Origin of the sequence: Pseudomonas sp. A6 (assembly GCF_052367875.1) — a bacterium.
In the GTDB taxonomy this organism is placed as follows: domain Bacteria; phylum Pseudomonadota; class Gammaproteobacteria; order Pseudomonadales; family Pseudomonadaceae; genus Pseudomonas; species Pseudomonas citronellolis.
Genome location: NZ_CP198970.1, coordinates 3,512,938 through 3,530,835 on the forward strand (window position 1 = coordinate 3,512,938; position 17,898 = coordinate 3,530,835).

The window sequence follows — 17,898 nt, forward strand, 5'->3', positions numbered from 1 at the left end:
CGCGCGCCCGGCCCGCGGCTTCAGAAGTCGACGGTGGCGGACACCCGCAGGGTGCGCGGCTCGCCCTGGGTCAGGTAGCCGCCGATGGTGGAGGCCCAGTAGTCCTCGTTGGCGACGTTTTCCAGGTTGGCGCGCAGGGTCACGTCGCGCTGCTCGACCTTGAAGCGGTAGCGGGCGCCCAGGTCGACGCGGGTCCAGGCCGGGATGCTCAGGTTGTTGGCCTGGTCCAGGTACTGGCCGCCGGTGCGCAGCAGGCGGCCGTTGAGCGCCAGGCCGTCGAGGCCGGGCACGTCCCAGTCGGCGCCGAGGTTGTACTGGAAGCGCGGCACGCCGATGGCGCGGTTGCTGTCGTTGGCGCCGCCGGCGGTGTTGCGCAGCTCGGTGTCGATCCAGGTGGCGCCGGCCAGCAGACGCAGGCCTTGCAGCGGTTCGCCGAACAGGTTCAGCTCGACGCCGCGGTTGCGCTGCTCGCCGTCGACGCTGAAGACCTTGGTGTCCGGGTCGGTGACGCTGGTGGGCTGTTCGATGCGGTAGAACGCCAGGTTGCCGCCGTAGCTGCCGAAGTCCAGCTTGGCGCCCACTTCGATCTGCTTGGAGCGCTGCGGGGCGAACACCTCGCCGACGTTGACCGCGGTGGAGGGCGCGGTGGGGCCGGCGGCCAGGCCTTCGATGCGGTTGGCGTACAGCGACAGGTAGTCGGTGGGCTTGACCACGATGCCGTACACCGGCGTGGTGATGGACTCGCGGTAGTCGGCGCTGCGCACGCCGGCGTAGCTCCAGCCGTCGGTGCCGATGCTCTGGCGGCGCACGCCGAGGGTCAGCAGCACGCGGTCGTCGAGAAAGCCCAGGGTGTCGGAGGCGGCGGCGCTGCGGTTGCGCGTCTTGCCGACGATGCCGGGGTCGTTGTAGTCGCCGCCGGAGTAGGTGGTGGCCGGCTTGGCGACCTGCGCGGGGCGGTACAGGTTGGCCGGGTACTTGCTCAGGGCCATGCGGTAGGCGCTGCGCTGCTCGGCCCAGATGCCGGCCAGGCCGAAGTTCAGCTGGTGGCTCACCGGGCCGGTGTGGAAGCGGCCGTTGAGGCCGGCCATGGCGCTCTTGTTGTCCTCGTCGTGGGTGGCGTCCATGGTGCCGCCGCCGGCGGTTCCGGCGTTGTCGCTCAGGGTCAGCGAGGAGTAGCTGCCGTTCTCGCGGGTGTGCTTGGCGCCGCCGGAGAGGTAGACCGTCCAGTTGTCGTTCAGGTCGTATTCGCCGCGGAACATGCCGTAAGTGTCTTCCAGCTGCGAGTAGCTCCAGGCCTGGCCGTAGTTGCTGTCGGCGTCGGGCGCGTGGGGGATGCTGGTGACGCCGCTGCCGACGTAGACCACCGGGCGGCCCTGGTTGATGCGCTGCTTCTGGTAGCCGAAGTCGCTGCTCAGGCGCAGGCGTTCGCCGCGGTAGTCGAGGTTGACGCTGGCCAGCTTGTAGCGCTGGGCGTTGTCGTCGATGGCGCTGTCGCCTTCGCGCTGGGCCAGGTTGAGCCGCGCGCCGAAGCGGTTGTCCTCGCCGAAGCGCTGGCCCAGGTCGAGGTGTTCGCCAACCTGGCTGTCGCTGCCGTAGTCCAGGCTCAGGCTGCGCGTGGGGACATCCTCGGCGTGCTTGGTCTGCAGGTTCACCGCGCCGCCGATGCCGCTGCCGCTGGGCGTCACGCCGTTGATGAAGGCGTTGGAGCCCTTGAACAGCTCGACGCGCTCCAGCGACTCGGTGCCGATGATCTGCCGCGGCGTCACGCCGTACAGGCCGTTGAGCGAGACGTCGTCGGTGCTCAGCGGCAGGCCGCGGATGACGAAGATCTGCGAGAAGTTGCCGTAGCCGTTGCCCTGGCGCACCGCGGCGTCGTTGAGCAGCACGTCGCCGACGGTCTGCGCCTGCTGGTCCTTGATGGCCTGCGCGGTGTAGCTGGAGAAGGCGAAGGGCACGTCCTGCATGTCCTGGTTGCCCAGCATGCCCAGCCGGGCGCCGCGGGCCACCTGGCCGCCGGCATAGACCGGCGGCAGTTCGCCGGGGGCCTGGGCCACGGCGCTGACGGTGGTGGCGCCCATCTCCAGGGCCTCGCCGTCCCGGGCGATGGCTTCGACGCCGTAGCCGCTGGGCTTGCGCACCAGGCGGTAGCCGCTGCCTTCCAGCAGGCGCATCAGGCCGTCCTCGGCGTCGTAGCTGCCTTTCAGGCCGTCGCTGTGGCGGGCGTTCAACGTGGCGGCCTCGAAGGCCAGGGGCACGCCGGCCTGGGCGGCGAAGCGGGCCAGCACCTCGCCCAGCGGTCCTGGGGCGATGTCGTACTGGCGTTGCACGCTGGCGGTTTCCGCGGCCAGGCCGGGCAGGGTGGCGCCCTGCAGGGCGAGGCCGATGGCCAGGGCGAGGGTGTGGGGCTTCAGGCGGAGGCGGGTGGTCATGCGGTGATCCTGTCGGCGCGAGGAGTGAATGGGGTGTTTCCTCCTTCACCGGACGAGCAGGAAAAAGGTGTCATGGCGGATGAAAAAATTTTCGGGGGTCGTTGGGGCGGCGTAGCGGCGGGGTTCAGGCGGGCTCCAGGGTCACCCAGTAGCGCGTCAGGCTGCTGACCTTCAGCGGCAGCATGTCGGCCAGCAGGCGCAGGCCGGCGTCGTCGTTGCCCAGGGGGATGGCGCCGCTGACGCGCAGCCCGGCCAGTTGGGGCGCGCAGCGCAGCACGCCGTTGCGGTAGCGGCCCAGTTCGGCCAGCAGGGCGTCCAGGCGCATGTCCTGGGCCAGCAGCATGCCGTTTTCCCAGCTGCTGGCATTGGCGTCCGCCGGCTGCACGGCCTGCAGGGCGCTGGCGCTGAACAGCAGCTGCTGACCGGCCTCGACCTGGCGGCGCGCGGCGGTAGCGAAGGGTTCCACGGCGACGCTGCCTTCGAGCACGGCCACCCGGCACGCCTCGCCCAGGTCGCGCACGGCGAAGCGCGCGCCGGCGGTGCGCAGCAGGCCCTGGCGGCTTTCCACCAGGAACGGCCGTGGCGCGGGCGCCGGGTCGGCGTGGGTGGCGACGAGGATTTCGCCGTCGAGCAGGCGCAGGCGGCGTTCCCGCGGGCTGAAGCGGATGTCCACGGCGCTGCCGGTGTTGAGCGTCAGCAGGCTGCCGTCGGGCAGTTGCACGCGCTTGCGCTCGCCGGTGGCGGTGCGCTGGTCGGCGCTCCATTCGGCCCAGGGCAGCTGGCGCGCGCCCAGCCAGGCCGCGGGCGCCACCGCCAGCAGCAGGCCCAGGCGGTTGAGCATCTGCCGCCGGCTCAGGCCGCGTTCGCCGAGGCGTTGCAGGCTCTGCCGGCCCGTGCCCGGCGGCAGCTGCTGCAGGCCGCCGAGCAGGCTTTCGGCGCGGCGCCAGGCTTCGGCGTGCTGCGCGCTGCGTCCGCGCCATTGCTCGATGGATTGCTCGATGGCCCGCAGGTCGGCGGCGCTGGCCGGGCGTTCGCCCAGGCGCACCAGCCAGTCGGCGGCTTCGCCGAGGATGCGTGGGTCCAGCGTCTGCTCGTGCATCAGGCCAAGCTCAGGCAGGCGATGAAGGCCGCGCGCATGTAGCGCTTGACGGTCGCCAGGGACAGGCCCAGGCGCTCGGCGATGGCCGGGTAGGTGAGGCCGTCCAGCTGCGCGAGCAGGAAGGCTTCGCGGGTGAGGGCGGGCAGTTCGCCCAGCGCCGCATCGATGCACTCCAGGGTTTCCAGGATCAGTTCGCGGGCTTCCGGGCCGGGGGCCAGTTCCTCGGGCAGCGCGGAGAGGGCTTCGAGGTAGGCGCGTTCCAGTTCCTGGCGGCGCCAGCGGTCCACCAGCAGGCCCTTGGCGATGTGGGTGAGCAGGGCGCGCGGGCGATCGCCGACGTCGCTCAGCGGCCGGCGCAGCAGGCGCAGGAAGGTGTCCTGGGCCAGGTCGGCGGCATCCCAGGCGTTGCCCAGGCGGCCGCGCAGCCATTGCTGCAGCCAGCCGTGGTGGCGTTCGTAGAGGGTGTGCAGGTGCTGGTCGGCGGAGGGTTCGGCGAATGCCACGGTGTCGTGCGCCAGATGATCATTTGCGAATGACTCTCATTTTATGTCGGTTCAGTCGCGCGATGCAATGCCGCGATGCCGCAGCCGGTCGGCGCGCGTGCCGGGCGCGCCATCGGCACTGGAATTGCCGCGCAGACGCGCTACCTTGAGCCTGTCCCGAATGCATAATTCGAGGGTTTGCCTTCTTCGGCAGACGGCTTCGCCGTTCGCGGTCGAAACCTCAAGTCATCCAGCAGAAACGGAGCACATCATGGCTCGCACCACGCCCATCGAGCTTTATCGCAACATCGGCATAGTCGCGCACGTGGATGCCGGCAAGACCACCACCACCGAGCGCATCCTGTTCTACACCGGGGTCAACCACAAGATGGGCGAGGTGCACGACGGGGCGGCGACCATGGACTGGATGGTGCAGGAGCAGGAGCGCGGCATCACCATCACCTCGGCGGCCACCACCGCCTTCTGGCAGGGCTCGACCAAGCAGTACCCGCACAAGTACCGCTTCAACATCATCGACACCCCTGGCCACGTCGACTTCACCATCGAGGTGGAGCGCTCGCTGCGCGTGCTCGACGGCGCCGTGGTGGTGTTCAGCGGCGCCGACGGCGTCGAGCCGCAGTCCGAGACGGTGTGGCGCCAGGCCAACAAGTACCACGTGCCGCGCCTGGCCTACGTGAACAAGATGGACCGCCAGGGCGCCGACTTCCTGCGCGTGGTCGAGCAGATCAAGCGGCGCCTGGGCCACAACCCGGTGCCGATCCAGCTGGCCATCGGCGCGGAGGAGAACTTCAACGGGCAGATCGACCTGGTGAAGATGAAGGCCATCTACTGGAACGACGACGACCAGGGCACCAGCTACCGCGAGGAACCGATCCCCGCCGAGTTGCAGGCGCTGGCCGAGGAGTGGCGGGCGCACATGATCGAGGCCGCCGCCGAGGCCAACGACGAGCTGATGAACAAGTACCTCGAGGGCCAGGAGCTGAGCCTGGAGGAGATCAAGGCCGGCCTGCGCCAGCGCACCCTGGCCAACGAGATCGTCCCGGCGGTGCTGGGTTCCTCGTTCAAGAACAAGGGCGTGCCGCTGGTGCTGGATGCGGTGATCGACTATCTGCCGGCGCCCTCGGAAATCCCGGCGATCAACGGCACCCACCCGGACGACGAGGAGAAGCACGACGAGCGCCACGCCGACGACAGCGAGCCGTTCTCCTCGCTGGCCTTCAAGATCGCCACCGACCCCTTCGTCGGCACCCTGACCTTCACCCGCGTCTACTCGGGTGTGCTGAGCAGCGGCGACGCGGTGCTCAACTCGGTGAAGGGCAAGAAGGAGCGCGTCGGGCGGATGGTGCAGATGCACGCCAACCAGCGCGAGGAGATCAAGGAAGTGCGCGCCGGCGACATCGCCGCGCTGATCGGCATGAAGGACGTCACCACCGGCGACACCCTGTGCGCCATCGACAAGCCGATCATCCTCGAACGCATGGACTTCCCCGACCCGGTGATCTCGGTGGCGGTGGAGCCCAGGACCAAGGCCGACCAGGAGAAGATGGGCATCGCCCTGTCCAAGCTGGCCCAGGAGGACCCCTCGTTCCGCGTGAAGACCGACGAGGAGACCGGGCAGACCATCATTTCCGGCATGGGCGAGCTGCACCTGGACATCATCGTCGACCGCATGCGCCGCGAGTTCAACGTCGAGGCCAACATCGGCAAGCCGCAGGTGGCCTACCGCGAGGCGATCCGCCGCAAGTGCGAGATCGAGGGCAAGTTCGTCCGCCAGTCCGGCGGGCGCGGCCAGTTTGGCCATTGCTGGATCCGCTTCGAGCCGGGCGACGAGGGCAAGGACGGCCTTGAGTTCCACAACGAGGTGGTCGGCGGGGTGATCCCGCGGGAGTTCATCCCGGCGATCCAGAAGGGCATCGAGGAGCAGATGCACAACGGCGTGCTCGCCGGCTACCCGCTGATCGGTCTGAAGGCCACGGTGTACGACGGCTCGTACCACGACGTCGACTCCAGCGAGATGGCCTTCAAGATCGCCGCCTCCATGGCTACCAAGCAGCTCTCGCAGAAGGGCGGCGCAGTGCTGCTGGAGCCGGTGATGAAGGTCGAGGTGGTGACCCCCGAGGACTACATGGGCGACGTGATGGGCGACCTGAACCGCCGCCGCGGCCTGATCCAGGGCATGGAAGACACCCCGGCGGGCAAGGTGATCCGCGCCGAGGTGCCGCTGGGCGAGATGTTCGGCTACGCCACCGACGTGCGCTCGATGTCCCAGGGGCGCGCCAGCTACTCGATGGAGTTCACCAAGTACGCCGAGGCGCCGGCGAATATCGCCGATGCCATCGTGAAGAAGAACAACGGGTGAGGTTTGCGGGGTGAAGAACGGCGCCTGCGGGCGCCGTTTTTCATTGGGGCGGGATGCGGTGCCCGGAGTGCTCTTCGTAGGAGCGAGGGGGACGCCTAGTTCTTGCTCGCGAACAGACGCGGTGCCATGCGGTTCGCGAGCAAGCTCGCTCCTACGAGAAGCCGTGCCCTCAGGGGACTTGTAGGGGCAGGCCCTGCCTGCGAATCGCGCGCAGGGCGCGCTCCTACAGGAACGTGGTGCGGGCGGGTTGCAGGCTGCGCCGGGGTGCTCTTTGTAGGAGCGAGCTTGCTCGCGAACAAATGGGTGCCATGCGGTTCGCGAGCAAGCTCGCTCCTACGAGAAGCCGTGCCCTCAGGGGACTGTAGGAGCAGGCCCTGCCTGCGAATCGCGCGCAGGGCGCGCTCCTACAGGAACGTGGTGCGGGCGGGTTGCAGGCTGCGCCGGGGTGCTCTTTGTAGGAGCGAGCTTGCTCGCGAACAAATGGGTGCCATGCAGTTCGCGAGCAAGCTCGCTCCTACGAGAAGCCGTGCCTCCCAGGGGACTGTAGGAGCAGGCCCTGCCTGCGAATCGCGCGCAGGGCGCGCTCCTACAGGGGCGTGGTGTGGGTGGGGCGGTGTAGGAGCGGATCTTATCCGCGATCCGCGCCGGAACGTCCGGCTATCGCGGACAAGGTCCGCTCCTACGGGGGAGGGGCGTACCTTACAGCCGCGCCATCAGGACCGATACAGCATCGGCCTGCGCAGCCGCAGGTAGCTGTAGCCCTCGCGGACCATGGCGATGCGTTCCGGCTCAAGGTCGGCGATCAGCAGTTCCCCGGCCTGTTTCGCCCGGGCCATCACCTGGCCGTCCGGGGCCACCACGCAGCTCAGGCCGCAGTATTCCAGCTCGCCTTCGCTGCCCTGGAAGTTGGCGTAGGCGAGGAACACCTGGTTCTCGTAGGCGCGGGTGGGCACCAGCACCTGGCAGACGAACTCGTAGGGGTGCATGTTGGCCGTCGGCACCAGCACCAGGTCGGCGCCGGCCAGGGCCAGGGTGCGCACGGCTTCGGGGAACTCGACGTCGAAGCAGATCAGCAGGCCGATCTTCCAGCCGTCCAGCTCGACGATCGCCGGCGGCTCGTCCGAGGGGCTGAACTGGTCGCGGTCGAGGTCGCCGTACAGGTGCGTCTTGCGGTAGTTGGCGCGGCGCTCGCCGTGGCGGTCGATCAGTTGCACGCTGTTGAACGGCGCCCCGGCCGGGTTGCTTTCCGGGTAGCCGTAGAGGATGCCGACGTCGAACTCCCGGGCGATCCCCGCCACCGTCTCGGCGATGGCGCCGTCGGCGGCTTCGGCCAGGGCGGCGACGCGTTCGGCGCCGATGTTGTAGCCGCTGGCGTACATTTCCGGGCAGACCAGCAGGTCCGCGCTCTGGGCGGCCGCGCGTTGCGCGGCCTCCCGCAGCCGGCGCAGGTTGCCGGCGAGGTCGTCGGGCCCCGGGGGGCACTGGTAGAGGGCGAGGCGCATGACGCTTCCTCCTTGGTCAGTCGGGCAGGGCCACGGGGCCCAGTTCGGCATAGCGGTCGCCGGGGCCGGGGTTGTCCGGGTGGGTGGCGCCGCCGAAGTGGTGCAGGATGCCCCACACGGCGTTCAGCGAGGTCTGTACCGCGCCTTCGACCCAGGCCGGGGTCCAGGATACATCGTCGCCGGCGATGAAGATGCCGCGCTGCTCGGCGGGCAGGTCGTCCTGCATGAAGTGCGAGTACATGCGGTGGTTGTAGCGGTAGTGGCCGGGCAGGGCGCCCTTGAAGGCGCCGAGGAAGTGCGGGTCGGCCTCCCAGGACACGGTGATGGGGTTGCCGATCACGTGGCTGGCGATGTCCACCTTCGGGTAGACCTTCTTCAGCGCGTCCAGGGCCAGCTGCACGCGCTTCTCCACCGGGTGCGGCAGCATCTTCATGGCGTCGCTCATCCAGGAGTAGGACAGGCAGATCACCCCGGGCTTGTCGTCGCCGTTGTCGAACAGGTAGGTGCCGCGGGTCAGGCGGTCGGTGAGGGTCATGCTCATGACGTCGCGGCCGGTCTGCGGGTCCTTGTCCTTCCAGAACGGCCGGTCGACCATGACGAAGGTCTTCGACGACTGCATGTAGCGGGTGCGGTCCAGGGCCATCCACATCTTCTGCGAGAACAGCGCTTCCTCGCATTCGATCTGGGTGGTCAGCAGCCAGCTCTGGCAGGTGGTCAGCACCGCGGCGTATTCGCGGGTGTCGCCCCAGTAGTCGGTGACCGCCAGGTTGCCGCTGGCGGCGCGGGCGATCTTCTTCACCCCCGGGCGCGGCGCGCCGTTGTGCAGCTTCGCCAGGGAGGTGCCGGCCGGCCAGTGCGCGCAGCGCTCCGGCGCGTGGTTCCAGATGCCGCGCGGCACCTGCTCGACGCCGCCGACCACCAGGTGCTGGTGGTCGTCGCAGTTGGTCATCACCACGCGGAAGATTTCCAGCATGGAGTTGGGGAAGTCCGAGTCCCAGCCGCCGGTGCCGAAGCCGACCTGGCCGAAGATTTCGCGGTGGTGGAAGGACAGGCGCGAGAAGGCCTTGGAGGTGGCGACGAAGTCGTAGAAGGTGCGGTCGTCCCACAGCGGCACCAGTTCGTCCCACAGCGCCTTGAGCTTGACGGTGTCGCGCGCGCGGATGGCGTCCTGGATCTCGGAGAAGCGCGCGCCGTCCTCCAGGGCGTCGGCCCAGGCCTGGGCGACTTCGCGGAAGATCTGCGGCAGGTCGTCGATCTTCTCCGCGTAGTGGCTGGTGCCTTCCAGGTCCACCACGGTGCTGCCGGAGGCCGGCGTCAGCGGGTTGGGGAAGGGTTTGGTCTCAAGGCCCAGCTTGTCCACGTAGTGGTAGAAGGCCGTGCTGGAGACCGGGAAGCGCATGCCGCCGAGTTCTGCGATGACGCCCTCGGCGCCCTCGAAGGGCTCCGAACGCAGCCGGCCGCCCAGCTTCGAGGCCTCGTAGACCACCGGCTTCAGCCCCAGCTTCATCAGTTCGTAGGCCGCCACCAGCCCGGCGATGCCGGCCCCGACGATGGCCACTTCCTGGCCGTGGTTGTGCGCCGGGATGCTGCCCAGGCCCGCCGGGTGTTCCAGCCAGTCGTCGAAGGCGAAGGGGAAGTCCGGGCCGAAGATGGTCACCGGTTGCTTGCCGGGGGTATGGGGGTGGCGGTTGTTGTGCATTTATCTCTCCCAAGGATTCTGGCGTGCCTGGCCCTTGTTCCAGCATTGCCCAGGCAGGTGTCTCTTGCACCGCCGCACGCGCTCCGCGGCGGGCCTTCCGATGGATGGCGCGAACGCGGAGAGGGCAAGCCTGGCCAGGCTTGTCGGCCGGCCCTGGCGGGCCGGCGCTGGTGCACATGGTGGCAAAGCCGGTCGTTGAAATGAATCCGACAATCTGCAAAATGACGGAGCTATTCCAGGCAATTCAACCAATGGATTCGACAAAATGACGAGAAACGCCGATGCGGCCCTGCTCAACCTCCTGCGCGCCAATGCCCGCGAGTCGGTTTCCGAACTGGCGCGCAAGCTCGGGGTGTCGCGCTCCACGGTGCAAAGCCGGATCGAGCGCCTGGAGCAGCAGGGCATCATCAGCGGCTATTCGATCAAGGTGGCCGACAGCTACGCGCAGTCGCTGGTGCGCGCCCACGTGCTGGTGACGGCGCTGCCCAAGCTGTCGCACCCGGTGGTGCAGGCGCTGGAGAAGATTCCCGAGGTGAAGACGCTGCACTCGGTGAGCGGCCAGTTCGACATGATCGCCATCGTCGAGGCCCTGTCGATCCGCGACCTGGATGCCTTGCTCGACCGCATCGGCGCACTGGACGGGGTGGAGCGCACCATGTCGTCGATCATTCTCTCCACCCGCATCGACCGCTAGGGCCGCAATGGACTCCCGCTATTGCCCGGCATTGGCTATTCGGCGGCTCCGCCGCGGCGGCTAAGGTATCTGCATTCCCGCAACCGGCGGGCGCCACTGGAGAGAACCATGAGTGCACGTATCGAATGGGCCGGGCAGTCCCCCAGCGCCTACAAGGCCATGCTCGGGCTGGAGCAGGCGCTGGCGAAGTCCGGCCTGGACAATGGCCTGCTGGAGCTGATCCGCCTGCGCGCCTCGCAGATCAACGGCTGTGCCTATTGCGTGAACATGCACGCCGACGACGCGCGCAAGGCCGGCGAGAGCGAGGCGCGCCTGCAGACCCTAAGCGTCTGGCGCGAGACCAACTTCTTCAGCGCTCGCGAGCGCGCCGTGCTGGCCTGGGTGGAAAGCCTCACCCTGCTGCCCGAGAAGCACGCCCCTCAGGCGCAGTTCGACGCCCTGCGCGAACACTTCAACGACACCGAGATCGTCGACCTGACCCTGGCCATCGCCACCATCAACGCCTGGAACCGCTTCGGCGTCGGCATGGCCATGGTGCCCTGAGCGGCCGGCTGCGGGCTCTCGTCATCCGGAAAAGACGATTTTCCGACGCGAGGTGAGTGGAAAGGGCATGAAGGAGGGCTTTCCCAGAGGCTTTCGGCATAAGTCAATAGGCCGGAACGGGCTGCTGAGATCGTTTCGGCATCGGCCTTATAGGAAAACGGTCAATGGGCGCGTCAAGATATTGCTAGCTTTACAACTTGGAGCGCCAAGTTTCTGTTTTATAAAGTTTTTCAAAAAAATGGCGCCAAGGAAGGGAGCATGCTCGAAGTAGCGTCGAAACGGCGTCGCCTGCTGGTGGTCGATCCCTGCGATGACTGCCAGCGATTATTGCCCGGGCTCCGGGCAGCAGGGTGGGAGGTAGACAGTTGCGGACTCGACGTCGCGAGCGAACGCAACTGCGACGTCGGCCTGCTGCGCCTGCATCCGCAACACCTGGAGCGCCCGGAGTCGGTGAAGGACCTCATCACCCGCAGCGGCACCGAGTGGATCGCGGTGCTCAGCCCGGACGCGTTGCCCATCCAGGAGGTGGGCGATTTCGTCTGCGAATGGTTCTTCGATTTCCATACCCTGCCGTTCGACGTGGCGCGGGTGCAGGTCACCCTCGGCCGCGCCTTCGGCATGGCGCGCCTGCGCGGGCGCGGCGGCACCTACCACAGCCTGGAGCACCAGCACGAGCTGCTCGGCGAGAGCCGCTCGATGCAGGAGCTGCGCCGCCTGCTGGCGAAGTTCGCGCCCACCGAGTCGCCGGTGCTGATCCGCGGCGAGAGCGGCACCGGCAAGGAGCTGGTGGCGCGTACCCTGCACCGCCAGTCGCGGCGGGCCAACCGGCCGTTCATCGCGATCAACTGCGGGGCGATTCCCGAGCACCTGATCCAGTCCGAGCTGTTCGGCCACGAGAAGGGCGCCTTCACCGGCGCGCACCAGCGCAAGATCGGCCGCTTCGAGCAGGCCAACGGCGGCACCCTGTTCCTCGACGAGATCGGCGACCTGCCCCTGGAGCTGCAGGCCAACCTGCTGCGGGTGCTGCAGGAGAAGCAGATCGAGCGCGTCGGCGGCAGCCAGCCCATCGCCGTGGACGTGCGCGTGCTGGCGGCCACCCACCTGGACCTGGAGAACGCCATCCGCACCGGCAGCTTCCGCGAGGACCTGTACTACCGCCTGAACGTGCTGCAGGTTTCCACCCTGCCGCTGCGCGAGCGCAATGGCGACCTGGCGCTGCTGGCCAACCACTTCGCCCACCTCTACAGCGTCGAGACCGGCCGCCGCCCGCGGCGCTTCAGCGACGACGCCCTGGCGGCGATGGCCGAGCACGCCTGGCCGGGCAACGTGCGCGAGCTGGCCAACCGCGTGCGCCGTGGCCTGGTGCTGGCCGAAGGCAGGCAGATCGAGGCCCGCGACCTGGGCCTGGAGCGCCAGCGCGGCGGCTCCGGCAAGGTGCCGCTGGTGACCCTGGAGGAGTACAAGCTGGGCGCCGAGCGCCAGGCCATGTGCGATGCCCTGGCCCGCCACGGCGACAACCTGAGCCTGGCGGCGCGCATGCTGGGCATCTCGCGGCCGACCTTCTACCGCCTGCTGCACAAGCACCAGCTGCGCTGAGCAGGGTGCAGAAACGACAACGGCCCCGAAAGGGGCCGTTGTCGTGTGCGGGGTTCAGAAGTAGTAGGGGAATTTGACGCTGAAGCTGAAGTCCGGGGCATCGGGGCTGATGCCGATGGACAGGTTCGGCACTATGGTCAGGTTGTTGCTCCAGGCGTAGGTCAGGCCCCAGTTGAAGTAGGCCGCGTTGGCGTCGCTGTCGGTGATCGACTGCCAGTCGCCGCCATCGGGCTTGAGCTTGCTCTTCTGCGAGATCAGGTCGGAGAAGGAGAACGACATGCTGGTCCTTTCGTTCAGCGCGAAGGCCACGCCGGCGCCGACCTGGAACCAGTCGCCCAGGTCCACCTTGCCGCCGAGCTTGGTGCCCTGCTGCGGGCTGATGTCGCTGAAGTCGCGCTCGAAGTTGTGGGTGTAGCTCAGGCTGGCGAAGAGCACCGCCGGGTCGACGGTCTTGACCAGCGAGATGCCCGGGGTGACGGACCAGACGCCGTTGCCGGTGGGCAGGTCGTCGGGCACGTTGAGGCTGTCGTTGTCCGGCGCGCGGACCAGCTTGATGCCGTACGGGTCCTTGCCGGTGGGGGCTTTGACCCGCAGGCTGAACACCGCGTCCGGGCGCGACTCGGTCTCGTCCATGAACTTGTAGGCGATGCCGAAGTTGACGTCGCCCAGGGTCGGGTCGCGATCGACCTTCTCGTCGGTGGACTGCGCGGTGGAGTTGCCGGCGCCGGCCGAGGAGTAGGTGCTCTCGCGGTAGACCACGGGCACGTTGATGTCGAACTGCCAACGGTTGTTCCAGTTGTAGCGGCCGGTCAGGTCCAGGGTCCAGTTGTCGGCCTTGATGTTGTCCACGCCGATGTTGCCCAGGAAGATGGTGTCCAGCGCCAGGAAGCCGTTGAGGATCAGCTGCTTGGTGTCGTAGTGGGTGTAGGTCAGGCCCGTCTCGAAGCTGAAGGCGCCGTTGCCGAAGAAGCCGCTGGCCTCGTCGTAGAGGTTCTCCACGCTCTTGGGCGGGTTGTTGCTGTCGTCCTTGAGCGATTCGCCGTAGGAACTGCCGGTGCCCGGCGGCGTCGGCTTGTTGGTGGCAGTGACCAGGCGTTTGGGCTGCGCCGGGGTCGCCGCCGGCTGTTCCTCTACCTGGCGAACCCGCTGCTCCAGCACCATGAGCGCTTTCTGTTGCGACTCGTAGCGTTGCTTGAGCTCGATGAGTTCCTGTTTCAGAGCCTCCACCTCGGCCTCCGTCGCAGCATGGACGAAGGCCGAGGGGAGCAAAGCGGATACACAGATTGCGGTGCGAAGCGTGAGCGATCGGTGCATGGCGCGCTATCCCTATCTTTATCGTTTGGGCACTACTTCCGCCACTGAGCGTAGATCACATTCCCATGGATCGCAGGCCCTTGAGCTGGTCGAGATTGCAATCCAGCGCTCCGACGGAAGGTGCGTTGTTACGCAGGACCACGTTCAGCTGGGTAAGGTTGTTGACCAGGTTGCTGCTACCCAGCAGGTTGGTGGCCTGCACCAGGCCGCCGGCCCCCAGTTGCTGGAGGCTCGAGCCTTGGCCGTTGGCATTGATCGCCAACTGGATGTTCCCCCTGCCGGGGGACACGGTGACGGTGCCGGCGCCGTTGCTGGCGCTGACCGTGCCGTTCAGGGGCGTGCCCTGGTTGCTTGCGGCGGGCGCCTGGTCGGCTTCGCTCACGTTGATGCCGACATTGTTGTAGGCAGTGTTGTAGTCACCCGCCGAGCGTGCGCTCTGGGTGACGCCCTGGGTCTGGTTGAGCCCCGCGCCACCGACGATGCTGCCGGTCGCGGCCGAGGGTGTGCCGCCGTTGCCGGTTTCCTTGGTGGTGGTGACGTAGAACTGCGGTTTGATGGTGGATTCCTGGATCTGCATGCTCACCTTGGCGCCGATGTTGTCGCCGACGGCGTTCTTCCAGGTACTGCTCATGACGATGCCGAAGCTGATGATGCGCCCGGGCATGACGTAGCGGCCGCGCAATTGGGCCAGCTCCTGGTCGTGCAGCTCGATCGGCCGGAAAATCTCGGAGGCCTGGATCGGCAGGCTGGCCACCAGGCAGGCGGTGGCGAGCAGCGGAATGGTTCTCATCGTTCGCTCCCCGAGAGGATCCCACCTCTCGTTATCGTTTGGCTCACAGGAAGTCGCTCTGGATGAATCCGAAATCCATGAGCTCCGCGTCCTTGACGGGGCGGAAGGTATCGAGGCGGTTCTTCGCGGTCAGGGGTTCCGGCGGGCTCATCAGGGCGTTGGCCCTGTCGTAGCCGGGGCCGATGATGGCGAAGATGATGCCGTTCCAGCCCTTGAGAAAATCTTCTTCCGTGTAGCGCTTGTGGCCGAGCACGGGGTCGCCCACGTAGACGTAGCCGTTGTGCGTGCGCTGCAGCACGACGAAATGCTTGTAGCCACGCACGTCCAGCAGCACGATCACTGGAATGGTCAGCTTCTCCAGGGAGGAGACCGGGATGCGGTAGCCGCGGGCCCGCATGCCGATGCTTTCCAGGTAGGTCTTCATGTCCAGCATGGAGAAGCCCTGGGTACGCACCAGTTGGGGGTCGGCCTTGACCAGCATGCCGCGGATGACGAACTCCTCGTCGACGTCGAGGTTGTAGCCGGTGCGCAGGATGGTGGCCAGGGCGGCGGCGCCGCAGCTGAAGTCGGTCTTCTGCTCCACCAGGTTGCTGAAGCGACGTTCGCGGATGCTCTCCACATGCTTATAGGCCAGCGTGCCCCCGGGCAGTATGGCGAAGGGCAGCTGCGCGGCCTGGAGCAGGCCGGAGCAGAGTGCGAGGAGCAGGAAAGCGAGCGTGCGCATGATCGTGACGCCTATGCCAGCGCTGAGAAAGGGGAGGCTCCGTTGCCGGAGCCTCCAGGTACAGCACGGTGTCGCTTAGAAGCCAGTGACTGCGCCAGTGCTTACGCAAGCCTGGCAACCGGCGGCGATGGACAGCGAGTTGCTCTGTTGGTTGCCGACGCCGGCAGCAACGTTCACACCTACGTTACCCGACACGCCGTTGAGCGAGTTGTTGATGGAGGCGTTGTTCACGACCGGGTCCTTCCAGCCGGTGGGAACCAGGACCTGATAGGTAGCCTGGCCACGCAGATCGATGGTGCCCGACTCGCTGAAGTACAGCGGATCCTTGTCCACCTTGTCGTGGCCCTTGCCTTTGTTGTCATAGCCGCCGTGATGACCACCTTTTTCCGGGTCATCCAGCACTACGCCCGAGCCATGGCCCTGGTAGGTGCCATGAGCGTAGAAGCTGGACTTGAGGGTCTTGGTGTCGAAGGTGGCGATGCCCAGGTTGGCTACGTTGTTGCCGCTGGAGGTCTGGCTGGCGCCGCTGCTGGCACCGGCCAGGCGCCCACCGGAAACGGCGGCGGCCATGTCGTTTTTCTGTTGGTTGTAGTTGCCGGCGGCGATGTTGATGCCGACGTTGCCCGAGGCGCCGTTGGCCGAGCTGTTCAGAGCGGCGTTGTTGGCGGTGGAGAAGTTCCAGGCAGTGTTGCTGGTGTTGGTCTGGGTCACCGAGGTGGCCGCATAGGCGGAACCGAAGATGAAGTGTTCATCCGCGGTGGCCAGCGCAGCGGCATTGGCCTGCTGGTTCATGTCGCCAGCGGCGACGTTGGCCCCGACGTTGCCCGAAGCGCCGCCCAGGGAGTTGCTGACACCTGCGGTGTTCTTGGTCCCCTGGTTGATGACGTTGTTGCTGTAGCTGGACTGGCTATCGATGACGGTAGCGCTGGCACCGGCCGGAATCCGCGGATCCTTGTACGGATCGTACTGCTGTTGGCCATGGTGGTTGTCGTGATCATGGCCGTGACGGGGGCCGCGATCATTGCCTGCGTAAACACTTACAGCCATGACTGCCGTGACAGCGAAAACCAGAGGCTTGAGGGCCATTGTAGGTTTCATGGTGTATCTCCTTGCATTTAGTGTGCTTAGTGTTTCTGGTTGTTGGCGTGGGTCAATCTGCGACCCGGATGCTCAAGGTATTGGCAATGCGATTGCCGATACCGGCACTCTGGCTCACCTGGACCACCCCCCGGCTGCCGGCGAATGCCTGGTCGCTGGTGACGACCTGCCGACTGCCCATGGTGGAACCGGCTGGGCCGGAGTTCTGGGACAACGTGATGTTCTGCTGGGACAGCACGTTGTCGTCGACGCTCTGAGGCACCGCGGTGACGCTGATGCTCATGGCGTTGACCTGTTGGTTGGCGGTACCGGCGGCCTGGTTCACGCCCAGGGCGCCGCTGCCGTTGGAGAATGAGTTGCCGGTGATCGAGGCCTTGGCGGCCTGGCTCGGGTCGGCGGTGGTGATGACGGTCTGATGGAACTGGGTGCTGGCGCCGCCGCTGGTGCCGATGGCGATGGCGCGGCCGTTGGCCTGTTGCTGCTCGTCGCCGGCGGCCTGGTTGACGCTGGCCACGCCGTTGTAGCTGCGCCCGGCGTTGTCGATGCTGGCGTTGTTCACCAGCTGCGGGTCGGCGGCGAAGGCGCTGGTGCAGCAGAGCAGGGCGAGAAGGGTCAGGCGTGCTTTCATGTCAGCGATCTCCCGTCAGCATGCGCAGCGGCGACAGGCCTTGCTGCACGGTGCGATTGACCGAGTTGGAGATGCCGGCGCCACTGCCGCCGCCGCCACCCAGGCTGCCGGACTGCAGCGTCTGGTTGGCGCCGTTGTCCATGCCCACCAGGTTGCCGCCCGGGAGAATCCGCTGGGACAGGCTCGAACCGCTGGTGACGCGGGCGAACTCGGCGTCATCCAGCTCGGCGTTGCCGACCTGGCGATTGATCTGGGCGGAGATGTTCGGATTGACGGTGATCGGATTCGGATCGGGCACCATGGTCGGGCGGGTGGCGACCCGTGGTTGTACGGTGCGCTGGATGACGATGGTGCCGTCACCCGCTTGAACCGTTGACGGCAACGCAGCAGCGGTCATGCAGGCGAGGGAGGCGAGCAGTCCGACGATCCTTGAGTCGATGTTCCCCATGATGGCGATCCCTTCTGGTGCGCTGTGCCCTAAACAGCAGTACCGGGATGGAGCAGAAGCCGTGCCGCTTTTGCTTATCGCTTGAAATTCATGGGCTTACGAATGACTGTCAGAAACCCCTGAGAGAAACCTGTTTCGCCGTTGAGACAGAAGGGCGGGTGGCCATCCCCACCAAAAGTGGGGCAAGTGCTCTGGAATGGGGCTTTGCGTATAGGCGTATCAGCGCTGAAACAGTTTTCCGTGATGCCATCGATGTCTGCGTCATTCCTGAGGCTTGGCGGCCTGCGGCTGTTTCAGAGGTGATACATGATGGCCAGGAAAGCCTGCTTTTGGTACGAATGTGCACGTTTTATTTCAAGGGCTTAGCGACGGGAATGGAAGTGTTAAGGGAATGATCGCCAGGGCCGGGTGTCTCATCCCACCGCCTGCTTGCGGCCATGGCCGGACGCTGGATGGCGTGGATGCGAGAAAT

Annotated in this window: 16 protein-coding genes; 5 read left to right on the plus strand and 11 right to left on the minus strand. The window is 66.9% G+C overall.

From position 1 onward, the window contains the following. Nucleotides 1-20: 20 nt before the first annotated feature. The 3 genes from ACTWJ5_RS15805 to ACTWJ5_RS15815 all read right to left on the minus strand — a co-directional run bounded on the left by ACTWJ5_RS15805 (nt 21) and on the right by ACTWJ5_RS15815 (nt 4,031). Nucleotides 21-2,429, minus strand: a complete 2,409-nt coding sequence (locus ACTWJ5_RS15805) for a TonB-dependent receptor (protein WP_444439436.1) — start codon at nt 2,427-2,429, stop codon at nt 21-23. Between the two features lie 124 nt (nt 2,430-2,553). Next, nucleotides 2,554-3,528, minus strand: a complete 975-nt coding sequence (locus ACTWJ5_RS15810) for a FecR domain-containing protein (RefSeq protein WP_444439438.1) — start codon at nt 3,526-3,528, stop codon at nt 2,554-2,556. Next, entirely contained in the window at nt 3,528-4,031 is a 504-nt protein-coding gene (locus ACTWJ5_RS15815; protein ID WP_249920017.1) for a sigma-70 family RNA polymerase sigma factor, read from the minus strand. Before ACTWJ5_RS15815 ends, ACTWJ5_RS15810 begins: the two co-directional genes overlap by 1 nt. Before the next feature lie 250 nt (nt 4,032-4,281). On the opposite strand from ACTWJ5_RS15815, the gene fusA reads away from it, so the two are divergent. Then, nucleotides 4,282-6,390, plus strand: a complete 2,109-nt coding sequence (fusA, locus tag ACTWJ5_RS15820) for an elongation factor G (protein WP_116424429.1) — start codon at nt 4,282-4,284, stop codon at nt 6,388-6,390. Between the two features lie 713 nt (nt 6,391-7,103). On the opposite strand, the gene ACTWJ5_RS15825 is transcribed toward fusA, so the two are convergent. Together ACTWJ5_RS15825 and ACTWJ5_RS15830 are read right to left on the minus strand one after the other, a co-directional pair. Beyond that, entirely contained in the window at nt 7,104-7,892 is a 789-nt protein-coding gene (locus tag ACTWJ5_RS15825) for a carbon-nitrogen hydrolase family protein (protein ID WP_444439440.1), read from the minus strand. 16 nt (nt 7,893-7,908) lie between these two features. Continuing rightward, nucleotides 7,909-9,591, minus strand: coding sequence for a flavin monoamine oxidase family protein (locus ACTWJ5_RS15830; RefSeq protein WP_444439442.1), 1,683 nt, complete (start codon nt 9,589-9,591; stop codon nt 7,909-7,911). Nucleotides 9,592-9,856: 265 nt separating this feature from the next. Here ACTWJ5_RS15830 and ACTWJ5_RS15835 point away from each other — a divergent pair, with 265 nt between their 5' ends. From ACTWJ5_RS15835 to ACTWJ5_RS15845, 3 genes are all read left to right on the plus strand, one after another. After that, a complete protein-coding gene (locus ACTWJ5_RS15835) occupies nt 9,857-10,285 on the plus strand; it encodes an Lrp/AsnC family transcriptional regulator (RefSeq protein WP_116424431.1) in 429 nt (142 codons plus the stop codon). Between the two features lie 108 nt (nt 10,286-10,393). Then, nucleotides 10,394-10,828, plus strand: coding sequence for a carboxymuconolactone decarboxylase family protein (locus ACTWJ5_RS15840; RefSeq protein ID WP_253411461.1), 435 nt, complete (start codon nt 10,394-10,396; stop codon nt 10,826-10,828). A 258-nt stretch (nt 10,829-11,086) separates the two neighbouring features. Then, nucleotides 11,087-12,424 (plus strand): sigma-54 dependent transcriptional regulator, encoded by a 1,338-nt coding sequence (locus ACTWJ5_RS15845; RefSeq protein WP_009621799.1) that lies wholly within the window; start codon nt 11,087-11,089, stop codon nt 12,422-12,424. Nucleotides 12,425-12,478: 54 nt separating this feature from the next. Here ACTWJ5_RS15845 and ACTWJ5_RS15850 read toward each other — a convergent pair whose 3' ends face one another. From ACTWJ5_RS15850 to ACTWJ5_RS15875, 6 genes are all read right to left on the minus strand, one after another. Beyond that, complete coding sequence (locus tag ACTWJ5_RS15850; protein WP_043272906.1) at nt 12,479-13,738, minus strand: hypothetical protein; 1,260 nt, start codon at nt 13,736-13,738, stop codon at nt 12,479-12,481. 55 nt (nt 13,739-13,793) lie between these two features. Continuing rightward, nucleotides 13,794-14,528 (minus strand): hypothetical protein, encoded by a 735-nt coding sequence (locus ACTWJ5_RS15855; protein WP_074980917.1) that lies wholly within the window; start codon nt 14,526-14,528, stop codon nt 13,794-13,796. 43 nt (nt 14,529-14,571) lie between these two features. Beyond that, nucleotides 14,572-15,252: a C39 family peptidase gene (locus tag ACTWJ5_RS15860; RefSeq protein ID WP_074980916.1), complete on the minus strand. Its 681-nt coding sequence runs from the start codon at nt 15,250-15,252 to the stop codon at nt 14,572-14,574. Nucleotides 15,253-15,327: 75 nt separating this feature from the next. Next, nucleotides 15,328-16,350, minus strand: a complete 1,023-nt coding sequence (locus tag ACTWJ5_RS15865) for a heme utilization protein (protein ID WP_256515223.1) — start codon at nt 16,348-16,350, stop codon at nt 15,328-15,330. A 52-nt stretch (nt 16,351-16,402) separates the two neighbouring features. After that, the gene (locus ACTWJ5_RS15870; RefSeq protein WP_116424435.1) at nt 16,403-16,978 is read right to left on the minus strand and encodes an adhesin; all 576 of its coding nucleotides are present in this window, start codon (nt 16,976-16,978) and stop codon (nt 16,403-16,405) included. A gap of 1 nt (nt 16,979) precedes the next feature. Continuing rightward, nucleotides 16,980-17,426, minus strand: a complete 447-nt coding sequence (locus ACTWJ5_RS15875; RefSeq protein WP_074980913.1) for a hypothetical protein — start codon at nt 17,424-17,426, stop codon at nt 16,980-16,982. Nucleotides 17,427-17,473: 47 nt separating this feature from the next. Between ACTWJ5_RS15875 and ACTWJ5_RS15880 the strand changes: the two genes are divergently transcribed. Then, the gene (locus ACTWJ5_RS15880; RefSeq protein WP_135499776.1) at nt 17,474-17,821 is read left to right on the plus strand and encodes a hypothetical protein; all 348 of its coding nucleotides are present in this window, start codon (nt 17,474-17,476) and stop codon (nt 17,819-17,821) included. Nucleotides 17,822-17,898 lie beyond the last annotated feature (77 nt).

Excerpts from the sequence above, each read along its gene's own strand:
- ACTWJ5_RS15860 (WP_074980916.1), bottom strand. The coding sequence starts at position 15,252 with ATGCGCACGCTCGCTTTCCTGCTCCTCGCACTCTGCTCCGGCCTGCTC.
- ACTWJ5_RS15880 (WP_135499776.1), top strand. The coding sequence starts at position 17,474 with ATGGAGCAGAAGCCGTGCCGCTTTTGCTTATCGCTTGAAATTCATGGG.
- ACTWJ5_RS15865 (WP_256515223.1), bottom strand. The coding sequence starts at position 16,350 with ATGAAACCTACAATGGCCCTCAAGCCTCTGGTTTTCGCTGTCACGGCA.
- ACTWJ5_RS15875 (WP_074980913.1), bottom strand. The coding sequence starts at position 17,426 with ATGGGGAACATCGACTCAAGGATCGTCGGACTGCTCGCCTCCCTCGCC.
- ACTWJ5_RS15835 (WP_116424431.1), top strand. The coding sequence starts at position 9,857 with ATGACGAGAAACGCCGATGCGGCCCTGCTCAACCTCCTGCGCGCCAAT.
- ACTWJ5_RS15855 (WP_074980917.1), bottom strand. The coding sequence starts at position 14,528 with ATGAGAACCATTCCGCTGCTCGCCACCGCCTGCCTGGTGGCCAGCCTG.
- ACTWJ5_RS15825 (WP_444439440.1), bottom strand. The coding sequence starts at position 7,892 with ATGCGCCTCGCCCTCTACCAGTGCCCCCCGGGGCCCGACGACCTCGCC.
- ACTWJ5_RS15830 (WP_444439442.1), bottom strand. The coding sequence starts at position 9,591 with ATGCACAACAACCGCCACCCCCATACCCCCGGCAAGCAACCGGTGACC.
- ACTWJ5_RS15850 (WP_043272906.1), bottom strand. The coding sequence starts at position 13,738 with ATGCACCGATCGCTCACGCTTCGCACCGCAATCTGTGTATCCGCTTTG.
- ACTWJ5_RS15870 (WP_116424435.1), bottom strand. The coding sequence starts at position 16,978 with ATGAAAGCACGCCTGACCCTTCTCGCCCTGCTCTGCTGCACCAGCGCC.
- ACTWJ5_RS15805 (WP_444439436.1), bottom strand. The coding sequence starts at position 2,429 with ATGACCACCCGCCTCCGCCTGAAGCCCCACACCCTCGCCCTGGCCATC.
- ACTWJ5_RS15810 (WP_444439438.1), bottom strand. The coding sequence starts at position 3,528 with ATGCACGAGCAGACGCTGGACCCACGCATCCTCGGCGAAGCCGCCGAC.
- fusA (WP_116424429.1), top strand. The coding sequence starts at position 4,282 with ATGGCTCGCACCACGCCCATCGAGCTTTATCGCAACATCGGCATAGTC.
- ACTWJ5_RS15845 (WP_009621799.1), top strand. The coding sequence starts at position 11,087 with ATGCTCGAAGTAGCGTCGAAACGGCGTCGCCTGCTGGTGGTCGATCCC.
- ACTWJ5_RS15840 (WP_253411461.1), top strand. The coding sequence starts at position 10,394 with ATGAGTGCACGTATCGAATGGGCCGGGCAGTCCCCCAGCGCCTACAAG.